Source organism: Leptothrix mechoopdaensis (SeqCode) (genome assembly GCF_053893855.1).
Window position 1 is genome coordinate 4,869,188 of the sequence record NZ_CM132699.1, and the last position, 24,370, is coordinate 4,893,557.

General features: G+C 70.0%; 11 protein-coding genes. 2 read left to right on the forward strand and 9 right to left on the reverse strand.

The features are described 5' to 3' along the window. Nucleotides 1–5: 5 nt before the first annotated feature. From purH to dusB, 3 genes are all read right to left on the reverse strand, one after another. Entirely contained in the window at nucleotides 6–1,625 is a 1,620-nt protein-coding gene (gene purH / locus ACWA7K_RS21325; protein WP_456164082.1) for a bifunctional phosphoribosylaminoimidazolecarboxamide formyltransferase/IMP cyclohydrolase, read from the reverse strand. Nucleotides 1,626–1,709: 84 nt separating this feature from the next. Continuing rightward, nucleotides 1,710–1,949 (reverse strand): Fis family transcriptional regulator, encoded by a 240-nt coding sequence (locus tag ACWA7K_RS21330; RefSeq protein WP_456164084.1) that lies wholly within the window; start codon nucleotides 1,947–1,949, stop codon nucleotides 1,710–1,712. Then, on the reverse strand, nucleotides 1,946–3,016 hold the full coding sequence (gene dusB / locus ACWA7K_RS21335) for a tRNA dihydrouridine synthase DusB (RefSeq protein ID WP_456164086.1): 1,071 nt from the start codon (nucleotides 3,014–3,016) through the stop codon (nucleotides 1,946–1,948). Before dusB ends, ACWA7K_RS21330 begins: the two co-directional genes overlap by 4 nt. A 172-nt stretch (nucleotides 3,017–3,188) precedes the next feature. On the opposite strand from dusB, the gene ACWA7K_RS21340 reads away from it, so the two are divergent. Continuing rightward, the gene (locus tag ACWA7K_RS21340) at nucleotides 3,189–3,674 is read left to right on the forward strand and encodes a YqaA family protein (protein ID WP_456164088.1); all 486 of its coding nucleotides are present in this window, start codon (nucleotides 3,189–3,191) and stop codon (nucleotides 3,672–3,674) included. A 43-nt stretch (nucleotides 3,675–3,717) separates the two neighbouring features. On the opposite strand, the gene ACWA7K_RS21345 is transcribed toward ACWA7K_RS21340, so the two are convergent. The 5 genes from ACWA7K_RS21345 to ACWA7K_RS21365 form a co-directional block, all read right to left on the reverse strand. Next, on the reverse strand, nucleotides 3,718–6,765 hold the full coding sequence (locus ACWA7K_RS21345; RefSeq protein ID WP_456164090.1) for an ImpA family metalloprotease: 3,048 nt from the start codon (nucleotides 6,763–6,765) through the stop codon (nucleotides 3,718–3,720). 134 nt (nucleotides 6,766–6,899) lie between these two features. After that, the gene (locus tag ACWA7K_RS21350) at nucleotides 6,900–11,354 is read right to left on the reverse strand and encodes an Ig-like domain-containing protein (RefSeq protein WP_456164092.1); all 4,455 of its coding nucleotides are present in this window, start codon (nucleotides 11,352–11,354) and stop codon (nucleotides 6,900–6,902) included. A gap of 171 nt (nucleotides 11,355–11,525) precedes the next feature. Further along, nucleotides 11,526–14,504: an ImpA family metalloprotease gene (locus tag ACWA7K_RS21355; RefSeq protein WP_456164094.1), complete on the reverse strand. Its 2,979-nt coding sequence runs from the start codon at nucleotides 14,502–14,504 to the stop codon at nucleotides 11,526–11,528. A gap of 236 nt (nucleotides 14,505–14,740) precedes the next feature. Continuing rightward, nucleotides 14,741–17,512 carry an ImpA family metalloprotease gene (locus ACWA7K_RS21360; RefSeq protein WP_456210255.1) on the reverse strand — a complete coding sequence of 924 codons (2,772 nt, stop codon included), beginning with the start codon at nucleotides 17,510–17,512 and terminating at the stop codon, nucleotides 14,741–14,743. A 177-nt stretch (nucleotides 17,513–17,689) separates the two neighbouring features. Then, nucleotides 17,690–20,584 carry an ImpA family metalloprotease gene (locus tag ACWA7K_RS21365; protein WP_456210257.1) on the reverse strand — a complete coding sequence of 965 codons (2,895 nt, stop codon included), beginning with the start codon at nucleotides 20,582–20,584 and terminating at the stop codon, nucleotides 17,690–17,692. Between the two features lie 183 nt (nucleotides 20,585–20,767). Between ACWA7K_RS21365 and ACWA7K_RS21370 the strand changes: the two genes are divergently transcribed. Next, a complete protein-coding gene (locus ACWA7K_RS21370) occupies nucleotides 20,768–22,303 on the forward strand; it encodes a carboxypeptidase M32 (RefSeq protein ID WP_456210259.1) in 1,536 nt (511 codons plus the stop codon). On the opposite strand, the gene ACWA7K_RS21375 is transcribed toward ACWA7K_RS21370, so the two are convergent. Next, nucleotides 22,288–24,309, reverse strand: coding sequence for a hypothetical protein (locus tag ACWA7K_RS21375; protein ID WP_456210261.1), 2,022 nt, complete (start codon nucleotides 24,307–24,309; stop codon nucleotides 22,288–22,290). The two genes, ACWA7K_RS21370 and ACWA7K_RS21375, sit on opposite strands and share 16 nt — an antisense overlap. Nucleotides 24,310–24,370: the final 61 nt, after the last annotated feature.

The following is a 24,370-nucleotide window of genomic DNA, read 5'->3' on the forward strand; positions in this document are numbered from 1 at the left end:
CGGGCTCAGTGGCGGAAGTGGCGCACGCCGGTGAAGACCATCGCGATGCCACGTTCGTCGGCGGCGGCGATGACCTCCGGATCGCGCATCGAGCCGCCCGGCTGGATCACGCACAGCGCGCCGGCATCGGCCAGCACGTCCAGGCCGTCGCGGAACGGGAAGAACGCGTCGCTGGCGACGACGCTGCCGGCCAGCGTCAGCCCGGCGTGGCCGGCCTTGATGCTGGCGATGCGGGCGGAGTCCAGCCGGCTCATCTGGCCGGCGCCGACGCCCACCGTCATGCCGTCCTTGCAGAACACGATCGCATTGCTCTTGACGAACTTGCCGACCTTCCAGGCGAACAGCAGGTCATCGAGCTGGGCCTCGGTCGGGGCGAGCTTCGTGACGACCTTCAGGTCAGCGCGCTGCAGCTCGTGGTTGTCGGCGCTCTGGATCAGCAGGCCCGAGCCGACGCGCTTGACGTCGTGCGCGTTCTGGCCGCGCTGCCAGGCCGAGGCGCTGCGGCGGTCGATGCCGTCCAGCGGGATCTGCAGCACGCGGGTGTTGGCCTTGGCCGCGAAGATCGCCAGCGCCTCGTCGGTGTAGGCCGGCGCGATCAGCACCTCGACGAACTGCTTGGCGACACGTTCGGCGGCGTCGCGGTCGACCGTGGTGTTGAAGGCGATGATGCCGCCGAAGGCCGAGGTCGGATCGGTCTGGAAGGCCTTCGCATAGGCCTGACCGGCGTCCGCGCCCAGCGCCACGCCGCAGGGGTTGGCGTGCTTGACGATCACGCAGGCGACCTCGCCGGCGGCGGCGTCGAAGCTCTTCACGCACTCCCACGCCGCGTCGGCATCGGCGATGTTGTTGAAGGACAGCTCCTTGCCCTGCAACTGGCGGGCCGTGACCAGCGAGCCGGGGGCCGGGTGCAGGTCGCGGTAGAAGGCGGCGGCCTGGTGCGGGTTCTCGCCGTAGCGCAGGTCCTGCAGCTTGACGAAGCGGCCGTTGGACTGGGCCGGGAACTCGGTGCGGGCCGGGGCGGCGCCGTTGGCGGTGGCGGCGCCGTCGACCAGCGAGGACAGGTAGTCGCTGATCGCCGCGTCGTAGTTGCTGATGCGGTTGAAGGCGGCGACCGACAGCTTGAAGCGGGTCTCGCGGCGGGTGCGGCCGTCGGCCTGCAGCTCGGCCAGCACCTCGGCGTACTGGCTGGCGTCGGTCAGCACGGCGACGTCGGCCCAGTTCTTGGCGGCGCTGCGCACCATCGCCGGGCCGCCGATGTCGATGTTCTCGATCGCGTCCTCCAGCGAGCAGCCGGGCTTGGCGACCGTGGCCTCGAACGGGTAAAGGTTGACGACCAGCAGGTCGATCGTCTCGATGCCGTGGGCGTCCAGCGCGGCCATGTGCGCGCCCAGGTCGCGGCGCGCCAGCAGGCCGCCGTGGATCTTCGGGTGCAGCGTCTTGACGCGGCCGTCGAGCATCTCGGGGAAGCCGGTGTGGTCGGCCACCTCGGTGACCGGCAGGCCGGCCTCGGCCAGCAGCTTGGCGGTGCCGCCGGTCGACAGCAGCTTGACGCCCAGCGCGTGCAGGCCGCGGGCGAAGTCGACGACGCCGGTCTTGTCGGAAACGGAGAGGAGAGCGGTGGTCATGGTGGGAGCGGGCCGTCGTCGGCCACGGTGAAGTTCAGGAATCGGGCGGCGTCGAGGGCCGGGAGCGCGAGCCTTGCGGGTGGCTCAGTCGATGAGCTTGTGCTCGATCAGCTTGCGGCGCAGCGTGTTGCGGTTGATGCCCAGCCACTCGGCGGCGCGGCTCTGGTTGCCGTCGGCCTTGCGCATGACGACGTCGAGCAGCGGACGTTCGACGGCCTTCAGGACCATGTCGTAGAGCGCGTGCGGCTCGGTGCCGTCGAGGTCCTCGAAATAGATCTCGAGGTTCTGGCGGATGGAGTCGTCGATCGGAGGGGAGGAACTCATGCGGTCAGGGCAGCCGGCGGCTGTGCGTCGTCGTGGGTGGGCTCGCCTTCGGCGGTGACCGTGGCGGCCGTCTCGGGCCAGGCCGGGTGGTGGTCGGCCAGCCCGGTCAGGTAGTCGTCGAGCGCGCGCCATTGTTCGGCGGTGCTCGTCAGGGTGTTCATGCGGGCGCGGAAGGCGCTGCCGCCGGGCAGCGCGTGCACGGCCCAGCCGATGTGCTTGCGCGCGGTGCGCACGCCGGCCAGTTCGCCATAGAGGCCGTAGTGGTCCTGCAGGTGTTCGAGCAGCCAGTCGCGCACCTGCAGCGTGGCGGGCGGCGGCAGTTCGGTGCCGGTGGCCAGGAAGTGGTGGATCTCCTGGAAGATCCACGGCCGGCCTTGCGCGGCGCGGCCGATCATGACGGCGTCGGCGCCGGTCGCGGCCAGCACGGCGGCGGCCTTGCGCGGGCTGTCGATGTCGCCGTTGGCAACCACCGGGATGTCCAGCGCGGCCTTGACGGCGGCGATCGTGGCGTATTCGGCCTCGCCCTTGTAGCCCTGCTCGCGGGTTCGGCCATGCACCGTCACCATCGCCACGCCGGCGGCTTGCGCGGCGCGCGCGATGACCAGCGCGTTCTTCTGTTCCTGGCACCAGCCGGTGCGCATCTTCAGCGTCACCGGCACGCCCAGCGGGGCGCAGGCGTCGACCACGGCGGCGACGATGCGGGTGGCCAGGTCCTCGTCGCGCATCAGGGCCGAACCGGCCCAGACGTTGCAGACCTTCTTGGCCGGGCACCCCATGTTGATGTCGATGATCTGGGCGCCGCAGGCGATGTTGTCGCGCGCGGCCTGCGCCATCTCGGCCGGGTCGGTACCGGCGATCTGCACGGCGATCGGGGCGACCTCGCCGGTGTGGTCCAGCCGGCGGCTGGTCTTGCGGCTGTCGCGCAGCTCGGGCCGCGAGCTGACCATCTCGCTGACCGCGTAGCCGGCCCCCAGGCGCTTGCAGAGCTGGCGGAACGCGCGGTCCGTCACCCCGGCCATCGGGGCAACGAAGAGCCGGTTCGGCAGCATGTGAGGGCCGATCTGCATCACGAGGGGGAGGGGAGAGGAGGGGCGCCGGAGCCGGATGCCGGCCGCCGGTTGCTGCAAAAGGAGGCAGAGTATAGCCAGCGTCCACCCCTGGATTGGCGCTTGGGATGGCTGCGTCGGGCCACCTGGCGGGCCTCCGGGAAGGGCTTGTCGTCGCGCCAGAATCGCCCGCATGGACACCTGGATCCCGACCCTGCTGGCCGCGCTGGCCTTGCCGAAATACAGCCTGCTGGCCGTCTTCGTCGTCTCGACGCTGTCGGCCACGATCCTGCCGATGGGCTCGGAGCCGGTCGTCTTCGGACTCGTCAAGCTCAACCCGTCGGAGTTCTGGCCGGTGGTGCTGGTGGCGACCGCCGGCAACACGCTGGGCGGCGCGATCTCGTGGTGGATGGGCTGGGGCGCCGAACGCGCCTACGAGCGTGTCACCCACCACGGACCGGAGAACCGCGCGCTGGCGATCCTCCAGCGCTTCGGGCCGAAGGCCTGTCTGCTCGCCTGGCTGCCGGTCGTCGGCGATCCGCTGTGCCTTGTCGCCGGCTGGCTGCGGCTGCCGTTCTGGCCCTGCGTCGGCTGGATGGCGCTGGGCAAGCTGATCCGCTATGTCGTGATGACGGCCGGCCTGCTGTGGGTGTTCCCGGGAGCGCTGACGATCGGCTGATCGTCGCCCTGCGCCCGGGCGTCAGGGCGTCAGGGCGCTGGGCTCAGGACCCGAACGGATAGACCGGCCAGCTGGCGGCTTCCAGGTCGAGCCAGACGCCGTCGGCCGGGGCGTAGTCCGGGAAGGCGTAGAAGGCCAGCGGGGCGACGGGCAGGCCGAGGTCGGCAACCGAGTCCATCGCGGTGCTGCTCAGCGGGATGCCGTACAGCGCGAAGATGCGGCGCAGGTCGCGGCCGATGATCTTCGAGCTGAGCACGTAGACCAGGTCCTGGTTGCCGATCGCGTTGCTGGCGTAGCGGCCCATCGCGTAGCGGCTGGCGTTGGCGGTGCTCCAGTCGGCGCTGACGAGGCGGTCGCCCATCGTCAGCATGCGCAGGAAGTCGAACATCATCTCCCGCTCGACGATCGGGCTGTCCGGATGCCGGTACTTCGCGTAGAGCGCACCGAGCTGGAAGTGCAGGCTCCAACGGGCGATTTCCGATCCGTTGACCCAAAGTCGCGTGCCCGTCATCAGCCGGGTCTGCTCCGGTGTCAATCCTCGACGAATGGCCTCGGCCCGGGCCGGCTGCAGGATGTCGACGTAGAGCTTGCGCGTGCCCACCCGGCCGGAGCCGATGTTGCGGCCTTCACGGGCCCACACCGCCATGCCGGTGACGACCGACAGGATGTTGTTGTTGCACTCGGTGTAGCAACCCTTGTTGACCGTCAGGCCGGTGTCGAAATCGGGTTCGGTGAAGGAGATCGTGTGGACCCGCTGGACCGTGTTGTGACCCAACTCATGCGCGGTACCCCATCCCGCGCTGAAGCCGCCGTAGGCGTCCACGGGTTGACCGGAACACAGGCTGCCACAGGTGGCGATCCAGCCCACGAAATGCTGTACGCCGGGTGCCCGGTGCAGGTTGGAGGTGCAGTCCCAGGCGAACTGCGCGCACAGCGCGGCGACGGTGGGCGAGTGGGTCACGTTGCGGTAGCCGTTGGCGCGGTGGTTCACCTGGAAGACGTCGTCCTGCAGGGCGTATCGCAGGTAGTCCGACAGGCTGCGGCCGACCCAGTTGAAGCGCGACAGGGGGATCTTCTGTTGCACTTCGCCGCCCACGAACTTGAAGCTCATCCAGTCCAGCACGTCGTTGCTGATGCGCGTGGCCATCTCGTCGATCTGGGCTTGCGTGACCGGCGTTGGCTGGGTGAAGTCGATGTGGGCATAGGTGGCCGCGCCGCGAAGGCGCAACTTCACGACATCGCCTGGCTTCGCTCCGTTGTAGGTCAGCATGAGCGGGCCACCGAACGGCGAAATGAAATGCCGCACTTCCCCGGTTTTCAGGGGCACGGGCCAGGACCCCGGACGGCGCGGGTTCTGGTATCGGATCGCCCCGGGCGAGCCCGCGTCAAAGCTCATGGGATTGCCCCAGGCGCGCAGGTAGCTGGTCTGGACCGCCAGAGCCGTGCTGCTGCCAGCCGTGACGACCTCGATCTCGACGGCCTGACCTGGTACGGCGGCCCTGCCGATCAGGGTGATGCCATCGGACTGCGCGATCGTCACGTCGATGTCCTCGGCTTCAGTGCCGGGGCGCATCTCGCGGGCCGCCAGGGCGGGCGTGTAGTCGCCAGCGCCCTGGGCTGGCAGCGTGAGGGACCGACGGTTGTTCTGGATCCATGAATCCGACGCGTAGGCGCGCAGGAATGCAAGCCGGTTCACCGACTTGTCGATGCTCGCGCCGTAGACCACCTGCGGGCGCCAGGCATCGGCCCAGGCCACCAGCAGGCGCAGCAGGTCCCTGCCGCCGCGCTGGTTGAGCACGCTGATGTCGCGGGCCTGAAATTGCCGAAGCGCGTCGTGCGCCCAGTCGATCAGTTCGATCGGTCGGCGGTTGGTGACGACATCGGGTATGGCCAGGGTCCCGTCCAGCATGGCCAGCAGATCCACCCAGCGGCTGGCCAGGTTGAAATCGGCACGAACCTGCTCGAAGCTGCCCACGGTCGCCGACTCGCAGGCATCTGGACACCAGAAGTAGTTGCCGGGATAGGACACCGAAGCCTCCCCGAGCGCAAAGAGCAGGGCATTGGTGCCGGGACCGGAGTTGTTCCAGGTCGAGGGCGCGAAGTACATCACCGACTTGCCGGCCGACAGCAGGGTCCGGACGTTCGTGACGATGCGCTGGCGGGTGACCAGACCATCGTCGATGCCGCCACCGATCACGAACACGTCCATGCCATCGCAGGTGCTCGCCAGGGTGGCCGCCGTGAGGTCGCAGGTCACGGCTTCGGCGCTCATGCCGAGTGCGTCCGTGACATAGGTCTTGACCGTTGCCGCGCTGTAGTTGTGGGTGGCGTAGCGCACCTTGCCACCCGTGATCGCGCTGGCGGGCAGCGCCCATCGCCAGGCACTGCGCAGCAGCGGGCGATGTCGGACCTCGCGACTGCCGGTGGTCATCCAGTTGAGCACGTCGGCGCCATAGACGAGGCCGCGCCCGTGGGCGCCTTCCGGATGCTCGAAGCCATAGCCCATCATCTGTCGACTCTTGCCCCAGGCGAGCGGAATCACCGTCGCGCCGGTGATGCCAGGGCTGGGCGGGAACGAGATGCTTCCCTGCGTGAACGACAGCCCGGTGTCGAGCAGATGACCATCCTGATCGAGGAAGAGGTCTTGTAGATGACGGTCCATCGCGCCGCTCATCTGCGTCACGCGGCTGCGCAGGCGCGCCAGCACGACGCCAGGATCGGCCGCCGCGCTGGTGGCCTGCGGCACTGCTTGCGCCGTCGCGAGGGCCGGACCGCTGACGGGCAGGCTGTCGTCGATCTCGCCGGGTTCGTCAAGGCCACTTGCCAAGGTGTAGTCGGCTTGTTCGGTACGGCCACTGAAGTAGGGCATCGGCTCGCTCGATCTCGGGCGTTCGATGCCTCGGCTGTTCAGCACGCTCTTGTCATGGCCGGAAACGGGCTCGGAGGTCGTCGCCTCCGGGTTGCTCGGTTCGACTTGGGCGATCGAATCGGGTGCTGCGACGGTGCTCCCGGCCGGAGGAGTGGCCGACCCGTTCGACGGGGTGCCTTGGCCGCCGCCACAGGCGACCAGCGTGGACAGGCCCGCCAGCAAGGTGACGGACAAGACATGGGCGAGCCATGCCTGGACAGGCGGCCGGCTCGGCAGATGTGAGGGTTGGATCATGGCGTGGGTATCCGGAAGGTCTGCTGTCCGAAGGGGATGGTTTCGAGCGGGTCTCATGCCTGTCAGCCGATGACGTAGGGCGAGGTGCTCAGGCCCAGGCTGGACTGCCAGGCGGCGCGGGTTGCGAAGGCGGCCAGGCCGCCGGCCAGTCCGATCTCGATCTGCCCCCCCAGCCCGTCGGTCTCGTTGTTGCCGGGACCGTAGTAAAGGGTGGTGCCGGTGGTACCCGCCACCATCAGGGTCAGATCCGGGTTGTTGAAGTCTTCGCCGTGACCCTGGTCGTCGATGTAGAGCAGGTCATCGGCGCCGAACTGGCTGATCCGGACGTTGAAGTTCCCGGTTCCGATGCCGTCGAAGCCGAGGGCCGACCAGGCCGGTTCGCGAGCCTGATCGGCGCACACGTAGGCACGCGCGCCGCCGTCGGCCTGGATCGTCACCACCCGGTTGCTCCAGCTGTCGCCTTGGCCGGACAGGTCGATCCAGGCGTGCGATGCGTGTCGCGTTCCGTCGTCGCCCATGCGCCAGGATGCCGCGGCGCTGGCCGTGGCGGCTGGCCTCACGGTCTCGAAGTTCAGCACCGACGCATCGCTCCAGCCGGTCGAGGCAAGCCCGCTGCTGCGGTCGACGAAGGCGCCGTCGTCGAGTTCGATGTGATAGCGCGAAGCCAGATCCAGATGTTTCGTCGGCGTCACGGTGACGCGGCCGCCTGACAGGCTGACGTTGCTGCCCGCCACATCGAAGACCTGCGTGTGCGTGGTGGCTTCGAGCCCGTAGGCCTGACCGTCGCTGGCGTTGCCGCCATCGTCGACCAGCCTGATCTTCAGGCCGGCAACCGCTCGCAAGTCGGCGGTGCCGAAGTCCAGCACGATCGAGCTGGTCACGTCGACGCCTGTGGCGTTGTCCAGCCAGCTGGATTGCAGCCGGGGCTTCTGCGGGCCTGACGCGGTCTCGATGACCAGGTCCGCCGCCAGTTGACCCGTCACCGATCCATTGCCGGCGCGATCGAATTGCCGGACCTGCACGGCTGCCGCGCGGTAGGTGCCGACGTCCAGCAGAAAGGTCGTGCCTGAGCCGGTCAGCCAGTCGACGCCTGCATTGCGCGTGTATTCCCACTGGCCGAGCGGATCCAGGTCGGTCACCTGGATCAGGCCGTTCCGGCTTCGACCGTCACCGGGTGTGCCACTGTCTTCTGCCAGCACGAGGTGGGGCATGTCCGGACGGGAGGTGTCGACGCAGATGGCCATCGGCGTGGCTTCGGCCTGGTTGCCTGCTTCGTCCTCGGCGCGCACCCGCACGTTGTGCTGGCCTGCGGGCAGGTCCAGCGACTGTCCGACCCCGTTCGTCCACGTCACCCCGTCGAGACTCCAGGACCATCGGTCACCGGCATCCAGACCTTGCACCGACAGCCGACCGTCGCGGGTATTGAAGTCGGACGCACTGGACCCCGTGTCGGCCTTCAGGCTCAAGGTGGGCGCGGTGATGCTTCGGTCAACGCGGATGGCTCTTGTGCTGATGCCCACGGCACTGACGTTGCCTGCCAGATCGGTCTGCTTCATGCGGACCATGCCAGCGGCGTAGCTGCCTTCCGGGAGTGTCCAGTTCACGCCGCTGCCGTTGAGCCAGGTGACGCCGGCGTCGATGCTGGCGGCCCAGCTGCTGCCGACCTCGATGCCCAGTCGCAGGGTCCCGAGCCGCGTGATGTCGTCGTCTGCCGCGACTCCGGTGTCGGCGACCAGGGCCCACGTGGGCGCTGGCGCGGCCGTGTCGATGGTGAAGGCCTGCAGTGGCGCGGATGACGCGCTGATATTGCCGGCCACGTCGACCTGCCTGATCAGCAAGGCACCGTCCGCATAGGTGCCATCGGGCAGATCGAATGCGCCGCCCGACAGGGTGGTCCATGTCTTGCCCGCGTCGACCGAGATCTCGCGACGACTTTCTGCTTCCAGTCCGATCGCGTTGATCCTCGCATCCCGCGTGATCCGGTCGTCGCCGTATCGGCCCGTGTCCTGTCGTACCTGCAGACTCGGACGGGCAACCGTCGTGTCGACGATCCAGGCCTGCGCGTTCGTGCCGCTGGCGCTGACATGGCCGGTCGCGTCGGTCTGCTGCGCCTGTACCCGGGCGGCGGCATGGGTGCCCGCAGGCAGGATGAACGATGACCCGACGCCGTCCTGCCAGGTCGAGCCGTCCAGCGTGTACCGCCACGTGGCACCCGCTTCGAGACCCGAGACCTTGACCGTGCCCAGCCGTGTGATGCCGTCCGTGTTCGAGGCCCCCGTATCGTCGGCCAGCGCGAGCCCGGGCGGCTTGGGCTGCAGGCGGTCCCAGGCCAGCGTGCGCATGGCAGGCGCGGCGGTGGGTGCATTGCTCGCGGCGTCCAGCCAGCCGGTGCCGATGCGAACGTCGAGGTTGTCGCCCTGCGTCAGATCGGTGGGCGTGAACGTGAACCGGGCCTGCCGGGCGTCGATCCAGGCCAGCGAGCCGACCTTGCCGTTCGGCGAGGAGATGTCTGCCGCGTCGAAGCCGGTGACCGGTTCGCTGAAGGTGATCGTGTAGCCGACGCTCGTCGTGACGATCGAGCCCGAGACATCGTCGGTGACCGTGGCGGTTGGCGCGGTGCGGTCCACCCGAACGTCGGCCCGGGTGGTGGCGGTGAGCCCCGCTGCGCCGCCAGAGCCGGTGGTCGTGACCGTGATCTGGTGGCGATGCCCATCGGTCAGGCGCGCGGGATCCAGGCTGGCCTGCCAGAGTCCGGAGGCGCTGGCGTAGTCGCTGGCCCGAAGTTCGATCGCTGGCTGACCCGGGGCATCGAGGTCCACGATCGACAAGGCGATCGAGGCGGCCACATGGCCCTCCAGCACCTGGGTCATGCCCGCCAGTCGGCCGGTCAGCAGCAGGGCACGACCGCTCTCGATGCGATCGAGGACACCATCGCCGGCGATCGGATCGAGCGTCACGGTCGGTGCCATCGGCGCCAGGACGTCGAGCGTCATCGTGTACGCCCGGCTGATGTCGACGCCCATGCGCTCGGTGCCACCGTCGTCCTGCACGGCGAAGGTGTAGCGGTCCAAGGCCTTGCCGAACTGTCCCGCTGCAGCCGTGTAGGTCAGACGCTCCAGTTTGTCCGCCGCGATCGACTGACCGGCGGTCAAGGCGACTCCGTCCACGTGCAGGCTGCCATGGGTGGGCAGCGTGACGATCCGCACCGCCAGCAGCGCATTCGAGGGGCGATCAGTGGGGTCGGTGAAGGCGAAGTCCTCGCGCGCGAAGCGCAGGGGGGCGTTCGGGATGGTCCAGCGCGATCCGTCAGCGCTGGTCGGGGCGTCGTTGACCGGCCGCAGCGTGAGCGACATCAACGAATCCGCCGTCGAGGTGTCGACGCCGCCCAGCGCAGTCCCTCCGTCGTCGCGCAGCCGGAACGACCACCGGTCGACTGCGTAGCCGTTCAGGTTGTCTGCGGGCCGATAGACGAGTTGCTCCAGTGCGGCGGCCGGGACCACCTGTCCGGACGACACCGCGAGCCCGTTCAGCGTCAGCCGGCCGCTCGATGGCAGGACCCTGATCACGACCGCAGCCAGAGTCCCGTTTTCTCCTGGCGCATCGACGAAGCCGAACGACGTGGCGTTGAACGCGAGCTTGCCGTCCTCGTCGAGCGTCTGTTGAACCAGGCGCGCCTGCGGTGCGTCATTGACGTTGATGACCGATGGTGTGCGTATCGATGTGACCGATTCGAGCGTCCCACCGCCATCGCGGTAGCTGGCGCGCACGCTGATCTTGTGGTCGACCTGGGCTTGTGCAAGCACGAGCGTGGAGCCCGTCGCGCCGCTGATGGCGACGCCGTCGGCAAGCCATTGGTAGCTGATGAAGCCGAGGCCGTCGGCATCTGCCAGCTTGTGGGAAGCCTGGAGCGTCTGGCCCTGCAGGGGGGGGCCAAAGACGGTGACCGGGCCGGTGGGCTGGTCGTTGATGTTGACCACCGGTGCGGTCTGCACCGAGGTCACCGCCTCGTGGGTCCCGCGGCCATCGCGGTAGCTGGCGCGCACGCTGATCTTGTGGTTGACCTGGGCTTGTGCGAGCACGAGCGACGAACCCGTCGCGCCGCCGATCACGACACCGTCGGCTAGCCATTGGTAGCCGATGACGCCGAGGCCATCGGCGTCTGTCAGCGTGTGGGATGCCTTGAGCGTCTGGCCCTGAAGGGCCTTGCCGGAAACGTTGACGCTGCCACGCGGTGCGCTGTTGGTGATGAGCGGCAGCGTCACGATGCCGGCGGCAGATGCTGACGGGAAGATGGCGGGCGCCGGCACCAGCGGACTCCGGCGGTCCTGCAAGGCACCAGCCGCGAGGCTCCACCAGGCTGGCTGACCGATGTGTGCGGCAGCCGCCGAAAGGTCGAATGCGGTGCCGTGCAGCGGGTCCGGGTCGAAGCTGGGCAGGTCCGCGAGCGGATCGTCCGGCGGATGGGAATGACGTCGGTCCGTATGCCTGGCAGGCTGGTTCAGAAGAGGCGGTCTCATGTCAAGTTCACGGGCCTGTCGGGCCCCGCTGGTCAAGTCATGGCCGATTCTTCTGAGTACCTCTGCCGTCGGAATAACCTGTTTCAGCCAATCATTCCCTGGCCTCAAGTGACCTGTCCGGTGCCAGCGGGCTCCGATGTCACGGGCGATCCGTGCGGGATGCCTGATCGATCAGGACCCGAACGGATAGACCGGCCAGCTGGCGGCCTCCAGGTCCAGCCAGACGCCGTCGGCCGGCGCGTAGTCCGGGAAGGCGTAGAAGGCCAGCGGGGCGACCGGCAGGCCGAGGTCGGCGACCGAGTCCATCGCGGTGCTGCTCAGCGGGACGCCGTACAGCGCGAAGATGCGGCGCAGGTCGCGGCCGATGATCTTCGAGCTGAGCACGTAGACCAGGTCCTGGTTGCCGATCGCGTTGCTGGCGTAGCGGCCCATCGCGTAGCGGCTGGCGTTGGCGGTGCTCCAGTCGGCGCTGACGAGGCGGTCGCCCATCGCGAGCAGGGTCAGGAAGTCGTTCATCGACTCGCGCGGGACCTTCGCGGTGCCCGCGCTGCGGTACTTCGCGTAGAGCGCACCGAGCTGGACATGCAGGTTCGCGCGAGCCGCTGCCGGCCCCTGGGTCCACAGGCGCGTGCCCACCAGCTGGCGGGTGCGCTCGGGGTTCAGCTTCAGGCGCGTCGCCTCGCTCCGGGCGGCTTGCAGGACGTCCTGATAGAGCGCGCGTGTCCCGGCCCGGCCGGCGCCGATGCTGGTGCCGTCACGGGACCAGGCGGCCAGGCCGCTGGCGACCGTCAGCACGTTGGCGCTGCAGCCGGACAGGCAGCCCTTCGTGACCGGCGCACCGGTGTCGAAGTCGGCCTCGGTGAAGGCCACCGAATGGATCCGCTGGACCGTGTTGAGCGCCAGCACGCGGGCGGTGCCCCAGTCGGCGCCGAAGCCGCTGTCGGCGTCGATCGGGTTGCCCGAGCACATGGGGCTGCACAGCGCCTTCCAGCCGACGAAATGCTGCACCCCTGGCGGGTTGTGCAGGTTGGAGCTGCAGTCCCACTGGAAGGTGCTGCACAGCGCCGTGACGGACGGCGAGAGGGGCACGTCCAGGTAGCCGTTGGCGCCGTGGTTGACCCGCATCACGTCTTCGGCGATGGAGAACCGCAGGTCGTCCGCGATGCTGCGACGGCCCCGGCTCGACTCGGCCAGCGCGACCTTCTGCTGCACCTCGCCGCCGGCGAACTTGAGGGTCATCCAGCCGAGCGCGTCCTTGCGCATCCGCTCCGACATCTCGTTGATCTGCGTGTCGCTGACCGCCTTCGGCTGCGTGAAGTCCAGGTGCGCGTAGGGTGCCGCGCCGCGGATGCGCAGCCGGACGACGTCGCCCGGCGTGGCACCGTCATAGCCCAGCATCAGCGGTCCGCCGAACGGCGTGATGAAGGTGCTGCGCACGCCGGTCTTCAGGGCCACCGGCCAGGATCCGGGATGGCGCGGGCCGTTGTAGCGGATCGCCTTCGGGTCGTTCGCGTCGACCGCCAGCGGTTGCTCCCAGGTGCGCAGCAGGCTGGTCTGGATCGTCAGCGCGCTGGCGTGCGCCGCGTTGGCGATCTCGATCTCGATGCGCGTGCCGGGCACGGCGGCGCGGCCGATCAGCGTGATGCCGCCGGCCTGGGCGATCGTGACGTCGAGGGTCTCGAACGCGGTGCTCGGCTTCAGGTCGGTCCGCGCGTTCGCGGGGCTGTACGTGCCGGCGCCCTTGGGTGGCACGCCGGTGCTGTCGCGGGTGTTCAGGATCCAGGAGTCCGACGCATAGGCGCGCAGGAACGCGGTGCGGTCGACGGTCTTGTCGATCGCGGCGCCATAGACGAGCTGGGTGCGCCAGCCATCGGCCCAGTTCAGCAGCGGCGTCAGCATGGCGCGCCAGGACTGCGGTCCGGCCTCGCCGCTGGGGTCCTGCTGGCGGCGCAGTTCAGCGTGGACCCAGTCGATCAGCTGCATCGGTCGCGGGCCGGTGGTGACGTCGGGAACAGGCGCCTCGCCGATCAGCATGTCGAGCAGCTCCATCCAGCCCAGCGTCCAGTTGCTCGACTCGCGCAGCTGCGCATAGGTGCCCGGGGTGACCGAGACACAGTCTTCCGGGCAGGCGTTCTGATGGCTGCCGGGGTTGACCGGATCGATCTCGCCGAGTGCCGCCAGCAGCGCGTTGGTGCCGTCGTTGCGCTTGTCGAGGACCGGCGGCGCGAAGTAGACGACCGGCCTGCCCATCTCCAGGAACACCCGGGCGGCCAGGACGATCTTCTCGTGGGCGTCCGGATCGTCCGGGATCTTGCCGCTCAGCACGAGCATGTCGGAGGCGAGGCAGGAAGCGGCCAGCATCGGCGCGGTCAGGTCGCAGCCGACCGACTTGAACGGGCGGCCGAGCTGGCCGGTGACGTAGGCGGAAAGGGGGGCGGCCTTGATGCCGTAGTGGACGACGCGCAAGGGCGTCGTGGTGCCCGGCGTGGCTCGCAGGGCCCACTGCCAGGCCTGGTTGAACAGCGGCCGGTGCTGGCGCTGGTCGCTGCCGCTGCCCATCGCGTCGAGCATGTCGGCGCCGTAGACCACGCCGCGACCGTGCGCGAAGTCCGGGAACTCGAACGCATAGGCCATCACCTTGCCGCTCTTGTTCTGGGCCAGCGGGATCACCAGCCAATCCGAAATTCTGGGCAGTTGTGGGAACGAGATGCTGGCGCCCGGGAAGGTCAGCGCGGTGTCCAGCGGCTTGCCCGCGCTGTCCAGGAAGATCTGGCGCAGGGCCTGATCGAACTTGCTGCTCGTGATCATCATCTGCCGGCGCAAGGGCAGCAGGTACTTGACGGCTTCTTCCGAGGAGGCCGTTTTCGGCGCCGGTGTGGTGACCGGGGCAGGGACCGTGACCGGGGCCGGGGCCGGACCGGTGACGGGTGCCGGGCCGGTGACCGGCGCCGGCGCCGGTTCGGGCCCCATCAAGGTTGCAGGGCTCTTGCCGGGCTCGGTCGTGACGGGCTGTCCGGCGTCGCCGGTCGGTCCGGTGCCGGTGCCAGATCCGGTGACCGGCTGGGCGATCGGCGTGATCGTGGCGGTCTTGTCGCCGTACTTGATCTCGTAGCCGCCGCCGCAGCCGCCGAGCAGCAGGGTGGTGGCCATCGCCATCAGCGTGAGGCCGTGGGGCAGGATGCGGCTCGATGGCCTCGGCGGAGGGGTCGCCTGAAGCGGGTGTCGGGTATCTCGGTTCATGTCGAGGCAGACCGGTGGGGTGACCGGTTCCAGTGGTTGTCGGGACTTCGCAGTCTTCCGACGACCTGCCGGTCGGCACACCCCTTCGATATCTGCTTCTGCCGATTTCGGCTACCTAGACTTGTAGTTCTTTTGGCCCGAACTGGTCATGAATCGAACGGATACGTCGGAAGCTTGTTGCCTTCCAGATCCAGCCAGACGCCTTCGGTCGGCGCGTAGTCCGGGAAGGCGAAGAAGGTCAGCGGCGCCACCGGCAGGCCCAGGTCGGCGACCGAATCGAGCGCCGTGGCGCTCAGCGGGATGCCGTAGAGCGTGAAGAGGCGGCGCAGGTCGCGGCCGATGATCTTCGAGCTCAGCACGTAGACCACCTCGTGGCTGCCGATGTTGTTGGTGCTGTAGCGGCCCATGCCGTAGCGGCTGGCCTTGGCCGGGCTCCAGTCGTTGCTGACCAGCCGGTCGCCCATCGTCAGCATCGCCAGGAAGTCGAACATCATGTCGTGGCCGACCTTCGGGCTGTCGGGATGCCGGTACTTGGCGTAGAGCGCGCCGAGCTGGAAATGCAGGCCCCAGCGGGCCCGGTCCGAACCCGTCGCCCACAGGCGCGTGCCCATCAGCTGGCGGGCCTTCTCGGGACTCAGCCTGAGCCGTGCGGCCTCGGCCCGCACCGGCAGCAACGTGTCGACGTAGAACTCGCGCGTGCCGACCCGGCCGGTGCCGATGTTGGTGCGGTCGCGGGCCCAGGCCGCCAGGCCGGTCACGACCGACAGGATGTTGTTGTCGCACTCGGTGAAGCAGCCGGGGTTGGACACCTTCCCGGTGTCGAAGTCGGGTTCGATGAAGGACACCGCATGGACCCGCTGGACCGTGTTGTGGCCCAGCTCGTGGGCGGTGCCCCAGCCGGCGTTGAAGCCGGTGTCGGCGTCGATCGGCTCACCCGAGCACAGGTCGCCGCAGGCGGGGATCCAGGCGACGAAATGCTGCACGCCCGGCCCCGAGTGGAGGCTGGAGCTGCAGTCCCACTGGAAGGTGCTGCACAGCGAGCTGACGGTGGCCGAACGCGGGATCTCGTTGTAACCGTTGGCCCAGTGGTTGGCGCGCACGACGTCGGTGGCGATCGAGTGGCGCAGGTAGTCCGACAGGCTGCGATCGGACATGGCCTCGCCGGCCATCGTGATCTTCTGCTGCACCTCGCCGCCGACGAACTTGAACGTCATCCAGTCCATCGCGTCCTCCTTGATCCGCGCCGCCATCTCCGCGATCTGCGCCTCGGTGACGGGGCTGGGCTGGGTGAAGTCGATGTGGGCATAGGCCGCGGCGCCGCGCACGCGCAGCTTGACGACGTCGCCGACCTTGGCACCGCCGTAGCTCAGCATCAGCGGGCCGCCGAACGGGGTGATGAAGGTGTTGCGCACGCCCGGCTGGAGCCGCACGGGCCATGAACCCGGCCGGCGCGGGCTGTGGTAGCGGAAGCCTTTCGGGTCGTCGCTGTTGATGGCCAGCGGCCGGGCCCAGGTGCGCATGTAGCTGGACTGGACCGACAGGCTGCTCGCGTGGGCCGGGTCCGCGATCTCGATCTCGACGAGCTTGCCCGGCACGGCGGCGCGCCCGATCAGCGTGATGCCGTTTTCCTGCGCGATGGTGACGTCGAGGGTCTCGAAGGCCTCGATCGGCTTCAGCGCGGTGCGCGCCTTCGCGCCGATGTAGATGCCCGCGCCATCACGCGGCACGGTGGTGGCGGAACGGCTGTTGATGACCCACGAATCCGAGGTGTAGGCGCGCAGGAAGGCGGTGCGGTCGACGGTCTTGTCGATGGTCGGACCGTAGAGGACCTGCGGTCGCCAGGCATCGCCCCAGTCGGCCAGCCGCGACAGCAGGGTCTCCCAGGACCGCGCCGGGGGCGCGCCGCTGGTTGCGCCGCCCGGGTCCTGCATGCGCCGGATCGCCTCGTGGGCCCAGTCGATCAGCTGGAGCGAAGTCGTGAGCTGGGCGATCTCGGGGACCTGCGTCTTGCCCGCCAGCATGTCCACCAGCGTCTGCCAGTTGACGGCCCAGTTGAACCGTTCGTTCAGTTCGGCGATCGAGCCGGAGGTGACCGCCTCGCAGGAGTCCGGGCAGGCGAAGAAGTTGCCCGGGTATTCGACCGGGCCGATCTCGCCCAGTGACATCAGCAACGCGTTGGTGCCGGGCGACGAGTTGTTCCAGGTCGAGGGCGCGAAGTACATGACCGTCTTGCCGGCCTCGAGCAGGGTCGTGACGTTGGCGGCGATGCGCTCGCGGATGGCCACCTCGTCGGAGATGGCGTTGCCCACCACGAACACGTCGGCGGTGCTGCAGGCGCTGGCCAGCTTGACGGCGGCCAGGTCGCAGCTGACGACCCGTGCCGGTCGGCCGAGCTGGCCGATGAGGTACTGGCTCACCACCGCGGCGTCGTGGCCTTGGCTCACGAAGCGCAGCCCGTCGTTCTGCTCGGTGTTCGAGTGCAGGGCCCACAGCCAGGCCTGCTTGAACAGCGGCCGGTGCTGCACCTGGTCGCTGCCGCTGACCATCCAGCTCAGCATGTCGACGCCATAGACCAGGCCGCGGCCATGCTGGCCGGTCGGGTGCTCGAACGCATAGGCCATCACGGCACCGCCGCGGCCCTGGGCCAGCGGGATCAGCAGCCGGTCCGATCCACGCGGGAAGGCCGGGAAGGAGATGCTGCCGTTGGTGTAGGTCAGCGACGTGTCCAGCGGATGGCCGGCGCTGTCGAGGTAGATCTGGCGCAGGGCCAGGTCGATCCGCGTGCCCATGTCCGCCAGCGGGCGGCGCAGCTGGTCCAGCGCGTCGCGGGCGGCTGCGGGCATGGCCATCGGCGTGCCGACGTCGACCATCGGGCTGTTGGCGATCGCGCCGACGAAGTCGCTGACGGGTCCGCCCACGGAATTGCTGCCGGGCGCGCCGACGGGTCCACCGCCTGCCGAGTGTGGGTCGGACGGTTTGCCGCCGCAGGCGGTCAACCCGGCCAGCAAGATGGGCAGCAGGCTGCGGGCCAGCCGGATCGGCCGTGTCGTTCGGTGCTGCGGATCAGGATTCATGGTGCTCGTGTGGAGGGGGGTTCAGGACGCGAACGGGTAGGCCGGCCAAGGGGTCGTCTCGAGGTCGAGCCAGACACCCTGGGCCGGCGCGTAGTCGGGGAAGGCGTAGAAGGACAGCGGTGCGACGGGCAGGGCCAGGTCGGCCACCGAGTCCAGCGCGGCCACGCTGAGCGGCACGCCGTAGAGCGCGAAGATGCGGCGCAGGTCGCGGCCGATGACCTTCGAGCTCAGCGCGTAGATCAGGTCCTGGTTGCCGATCGTGTTGCTGGCGTAGCGGCCCATCGCGTAGCGGCCGGCCTTGTCGGGGCTCCAGTCGGACTTCACCAGCCGGTCGCCCATCGTCAGCAGGGCCAGGAAGTCGAACAGCATCTCGCGCTCGACCTTCGGGCTGTCGGGATGCCGGTACTTGGCGTAGAGCGCCCCGAGCTGGAAGTGCAGGCCCCAGCGCGCCCGGTCGACGCCCTGGGTCCACAGCCGCGTGCCGGTCAGCTGGCGCGCCTTGTCGGCACTCAGCCCGAGCCGCGCGGCCTCGGCCTGTGCCGGCACCAGGACGTCGTTGTAGAGGATGCGCGTGCCGACCCGGCCGGTGCCGATGTTGGTGCCGTCACGGGCCCAGGCGGCCAGGCCGGTCACGACCGACAGGATGTTGTTGTTGCACTCGACGAAGCAGCCCTTGGTCACCACCGCGCCGGTGTCGAAGTCGGGTTCCGTGAACGACATCGTGTGGACCCGCTGGACCGTGTTGTGGCCCAGCTCGTGGGCAGTGCCCCAGCCCGCACCGAAGCCGCCGAAGGCGTCGACCGGCTGGCCCGAGCACATCGAGCCGCAGCTGGCGATCCAGCCGACGAAATGCTGCACGCCGGGGGCCTTGTGCAGGTTCGACGTGCAGTCCCACTGGAACGCGTTGCACAGCGCCGTCACCGTGGCCGATCGGGCGACGTTGTTGTAGCCGTTGGACCGGTGGTTGACCTGGAAGAGGTCGTCCGGCAGCGCGTGGCGCAGGTAGTCCGCCATGCCGCGCGTGGCCCACAGCCAGCGCGACAGCTCGACCTTCTGCTGCACCTCGCCACCGACGAACTTGAAGGTCATCCAGCCCAGCGCGTCCTGGCCGACCCGCGCCGTCATCTCGTCGATCTGCGCGTCCGTGACCGGGCTCGGCTGGGTGAAGTCGAGGTGCGCGTAGGGCGCGGCACCGCGGATGCGCAGGCGGACGACATCGCCCGGCTGCGCGCCGGCATGGATGAGCATCAGCGGTCCGCCGAACGGGGTCACGAAATGGCGTGCCAGGCCCGGCTTCAGCGCCACCGGCCAGGAACCCGGGCGGCGCGGGCTGTTGTAGCGGACCCGCGCCGGGTTGGCGGCGTCGCGCGCCAGGGGCTGGTCCCAGCTGCGCAGGTAGCTGGTCTGGATCGACAGCGCGCTGCTGTGGGCCGGATCGACCACCTCGATCTCGACGCGCTTGCCGGGCACGGCCGCGCGGCCGATCAGCGTGATGCCGACGGCCTGGGGGATCGTCACGGCGATCTCCTCGAACTCGGCGGACGGCTTCAGCCCGGTCGACGCCGTCGCCGGCGTGTAGCTGCCGGCACCCTGGGGCGGCACCGTCGTGCCGGCCCGGTTGTGGTTGATCCAGGAGTCCGAGGCGTAGGCCCGCAGGAAGGCGAGCCGGTCGACCGACTGGTCGATCGTGGCGCCGTAGACGATCTGCGGACGCCAGGCGTCGGCCCAGTCCGCCAGCGGTTCGAGCATCTGCTCGCGGCCTTGCGGCTCGGTGACGCTGCCGATGGGGTCGCGCACCTTGCCCAGCGCCTGGTGCGACCACTCGATCAGCTGGATCGCCTTCGGGTTGGCCGTGACGTCCGGCACGGCGGCCGTGCCGGCCAGCATGTCGGTCAGCGCCAGCCAGTCGTCGGTCCAGTTGTAGGCCTCGTGCAGCTGCGCGAAGTTGCCCGGCGGGACCGCCACGCAGGCGTCCGGGCAGGCGAAGTAGTTGCCGGGACCGCGGACCGGGCCGGCGTCGGTCAGCCCGTCGATCAGGGCGTTGGTGCCGGCGCGCGTGTTGTCCCAGGCGGTCGGCGCGAAGTACATGACCGTCTTGCCGAGCGCCAGCAGGGACCGGAGGTTGGCGATCAGGCGCTGGCGGACGGCGACGTCCTCGGTGATCGCGCCGCCGATCACGAAGACGCTGGCGCCCTGGCAGCTGGCGGCGAGCGCCGCTGCGGTGAGGTCACAGGCGACCGGCACCGCCGCGCGGTCGAGCTGGCCGGTGATGAACTTCTCGATCGTCCCGGCATCGTGGCCGTGGTTGACGTAGTTCAGCGGGCCGGCGCCGGGCGTCAGGGCCCAGCGCCAGGCCTGCCGGAACATCGGCCGATGCTGGATCTGCTGGCTGCCCAGGCTCATCCAGCTCAGCACGTCGGCGCCGTAGACCAGACCCCGGCCGCGTTGGCCGTCCGGGTATTCGTAGGCGTAGGCCATCACCCGGCCGCCGCGGCCCCGCGCCAGCGGGATCTTCACGCGGTCCGACAGGATCGGGAACGCGTCGAACGAGATGCTGGCGTTCGGGAAGGTCAGCGTGGCGTCGAGCGGCTGGCCGGTGCCGTCCAGGTAGAGCTGGCGCAGCGCCAGGTCGATGCGTTCGTGCAGGTCGGCCAGGCGCGCCCGGTAGGTCGCCAGCAGGCGAGCCGGACCGGCCGGCAGCGGCTGGGCCGGGGTGAGGGCTGGCGCAAGTGCTGGCGTGAGTGCCGAGCCGGGTTCGGTGACCGGTGCGGAGACCGGGATCGAGCCGGCCGCCGGCGCGTCCTCGGCTGCGGTGTCGTGCGGCGGGGTGTCGCCACCGCAGGCGGCGACCAGGCAGGCGGCGGCGAGCGACGCGATGCCGGTCAGGCGCGGGATCCGGGCGCATGGAAGGTTCATCGGTCGGCTCATCGGGTGGGGTCCAGACGTGAGGTTCGGGATGCGGCTCAGGCTATTCGTAAGTCATCTGACATCTTACGTGAAGTGACTGCCGCCTCCACGCCGATGGCGCCGGACCGGGTGCCGCGTCGCCGCCTCGTTCAGTTAGATTCGTCGGCCACCCAACCCGGCCCCAGGTGAACCATGTCCTTGAACGACACCCCCGCCGCCCCGGAGGCGGACCCGTCCCGCCAGCCGGCCTACGCCGAACTCGAACGACGCCACGCCCGGCTGTACCGGCTGGAGCACCTCGGCGCGATGGTCGGCTGGGACCAGGCCGCCAACATGCCGCCCAAGGGCAAAGAGGCCCGCGCCGCCGCGATGGCCGAGCTGGACGCGCTGCTGCACGCGCAGCGCACCGACCCGGCGCTGACGGCGCTGCTGGAACGGGCCGACCAAGAGCCGCTGGACGACTGGCAACGCGCCAACCTGCGCGAGATGCGGCGCGACTGGCGCGCCAGCAACGCCCTGCCGGCCGCGCTGGTCGAACGCCGCACGCTGGCCACCGCACGCTGCGAACACGCCTGGCGCAGCCAGCGTCCGGCCAACGACTGGGCCGGCTTCGTCGAGAACTTCCGCCCCGTGCTGCAGGTGGCCCGCGAGGAGGCGCAGCACCTGTCGGACGCCACCGGCCTGTCGCCCTACGACGCGCTGATGGACCGCTACGAACCCGGCATGACCAGCGCCGAGGTCGGCCGCGTCTTCGGCGACCTGAAGACCTGGCTGCCGGGCCTGATCCGCGACGTGCAGGCGCGCCAGGCGGCCGAGCCGCCGGTGCTGCAGCCGCAGGGCCCGTTCGACCGGCGCGCGCAGAAGGCGCTGTCGCTGGAGGTCATGGGCCGGCTCGGCTTCGACTTCGGCGGCGGCCGGCTCGACGAGAGCACCCACCCGTTCTCCGGCGGCGTGCCCGAGGACGTGCGCCTGACGACCCGCTACCTCGACGACGACCTGCAGCAGGCGCTGATGGGCACCGTCCACGAGACCGGCCATGCGCGCTACGAGCAGAACCTGCCGCGCCGCTGGCTGGGCCAGCCGATCGCCCGAGCCCGCAGCTACGGCATCCACGAGAGCCAGAGCCTGTCCTTCGAGATGCAGCTGGGCGCGCACCCCGGTTTCGTCGCCCAGATGGCCCCGCTGCTGGCGCGCCATTTCGGCGAACAGCCGGCCTTCGCGAGCGACAACCTCGCACGGCTGGTCACGCGGGTGCGGCCCGGCCTGATCCGGGTCGACGCCGACGAGGTGACCTACCCGGCCCACGTGATCCTGCGGTTCGAGATCGAGCAGGCGCTGATCGAGGGCGGTCTGGCGGTCGAGGACATCCCCGCGCTGTGGGACGAGAAGATGGCCGCCTACCTGGGCCAGGACACGCGTGGCAACTACCGCGACGGTGCGATGCAGGACGTGCACTGGCCCAGCGGCGCCTTCGGCTACTTCCCCTGCTACACGCTCGGCGCGATGTTCGCGGCGCAGTGGTTCGCGGCGATGCGCCGGGCCACGCCGGATCTGGACGACCGCATCGGCGCCGGCGACTTCGCACCGGTGTTCGACTGGCTGCGCGACCGGGTCTGGCACCAGGCTTCGCGCTGGGAGACGCCCGAGCTGGCGGTGCGCGCGAGCGGCGAGGCGCTCAACCCGGCGCACTACCGGGCGCACCTCGAACGGCGTTACCTGGGCAGCTGATCGAGCGACTGATCGAGCGACTGGACGAGTGAATGGCCGAGTGAAGGGCCGAGTGACTGACCGGTCGGGCCGGCATCTTCCCGGCCGGCATCCAGCCAGCGTCCGAGTGCGCCCTCGATCGAGAAGCGCAGCCGCAGCGAGACGCCCTGGCGCGGGCGTTCCTCGACGGTGATCTCGTTGTCGGACCAGCCGCGCGGGTTGTAGCCCAGCGCCACCGTGGCCTTGCTGCTGAGGCGGTAGCCGACCTCGGCGCCGTAGCCGGTGGCCGGCTTGTCCAGCGTGTCGCGGCGGCCGGCGAGGTGGGCGCTCAGGCTCCAGCGCTGCTCGCCGCGGCGACTCTCTTCCCAGGTCCAGCGGGCGATCCAGATGTCGGTGCGGCGCGGCTGGATCTCGCCGCTGGCGGCGTCGGTGCGCAGCTCGTCGCGGTCGACCCGGCGCGACAGCCGCAAGGCCGCGCTGTGGTGGGCGTCGATCACGTAGGCCGCATGGCCCAGCCAGATCAGCGCGCGCCGATCGGCGCTGCCGGCGGCGGCGTTCTCGGCGCCGGCATCGACTTCCTTGCCGGCCCAGGTCACGCGGCTCAGCAGGTTCAGCGCCCGTTCCTGCGGTTCGCGCCAGCCCAGCGAGACGGCGAGCTTGTAGTTGCTGGTGCCCAGCCCGGCCGAGCCGTGCGGCTGGCTGCGGTCGGCGGTCAGGCGCAGGGCGCTCAACCAGTCGTCGGCCAGACGCCGGGTCAGGCGGGTCTCGTGGTACGCGCTGTCGGTGACGCTCGAATCGATCACGGTCATCGCGGTCGAGAACGAGTACTGCGGGAAGCGGCTGGTCGACAGCCGGAAGCCCGCCTGGCTGGCCCGCACCGGCGTGCTGCCGGCCAGCGGCACGGCCTGTTCGAGCTGCGTGTCCAGGCCCCAGCGCGGCGCCGGGGTCCAGTTGCGACGCCAGCCGACGACGCCCAGCGTGTCGGCCGGATCGGCCAGGCTGTGGCGCCGCAGCTGCGACCAGACGGCACCGCGCCCGCTGCCGTCGGGCACCTCCAGGCCGATGCGCTGCTGGTAGGCGGCCGGCAGCGTCATCGCGTCCTCGTCGCCGGCCAGACCGAGGCGTGGCGCGAGTCGCCAGGACGCCCGGCTGCCGGCCGGCAGCAGGCCGTCGGGCGAGGTCCAGCGCCAGTCGGCGCCGACCTCGGCGACCTTGGCCGCGTGTTCCGGCACGGTGCCTTCCTGCACGCCGATCGGCTGGCCCAGTCGGGCGACCAGGCCCAGGCCGCTGGGCTCGGCGGGTTCGAGGCGGCCCCGCCAGAACGCCATCGAGCCGCTGGTCACCGGCGCCAGGCGCGAACCGGGTTCGGGCGACAGCCGGGCATCGTGCACACCCAGTTCGCTGGACCAGCGCCAGCCCGGGGCGCTGGTGGCGGGCTCGCCTTGCCCGCTCGGCGCCGGTGGCGCTGCGGGCGCCGAGGTCCAGCGCCAGCCCAGCTCGCGGTCACGCCGGCCGAGCTGCGTCACCGGGGTCTGCGGCAGGTCCGACACCTGGATGCTGCGGTCGCGTTGCATCAGGTAGAGCTCATGCGACTCGCCCAGCCGCCATTGCGCGCCGACGCGGGTGGTGCGTCCGGTGGCGGGCCGTTCGTAGCCGAGGTCGAAGCCGTAGCTCGGCTGGCGGCTGCTCAGCTGGATCACGCGGCCGTCGCTGCCGGCCTGGCCGGGTGTGCCGCGCGGGTTGTCGAGGAAGGACGGCGGCACGACGTCGAGCGCGGCGCTCAGGCCCGGGCCGAGATCGACCTCGCGGCGCAGCCCGTTGCGGCGGTAGATCGCGTCGCGATCGGCCACCAGCGCGGTATCGGCCAGCGTGTCGAGGAACTCGCGGGGCTTCTCGCGGCCGGGCGGATCGGCGGCGGTGTCCTGGGCCTGGACGCCCGGAAACACCAGGCCCAAGGCCAGGCTCAAGGCCAGCGGCAGCCGGGTCGAAGCAGCGCGTGATGGGGTGTGGGGCCGGGGGTGTTTCACGATCGGCGGACTGTGCCGTCGAAACATGAAAGCCGGATGGTCTCCCAGCGCGGCGCAGGGA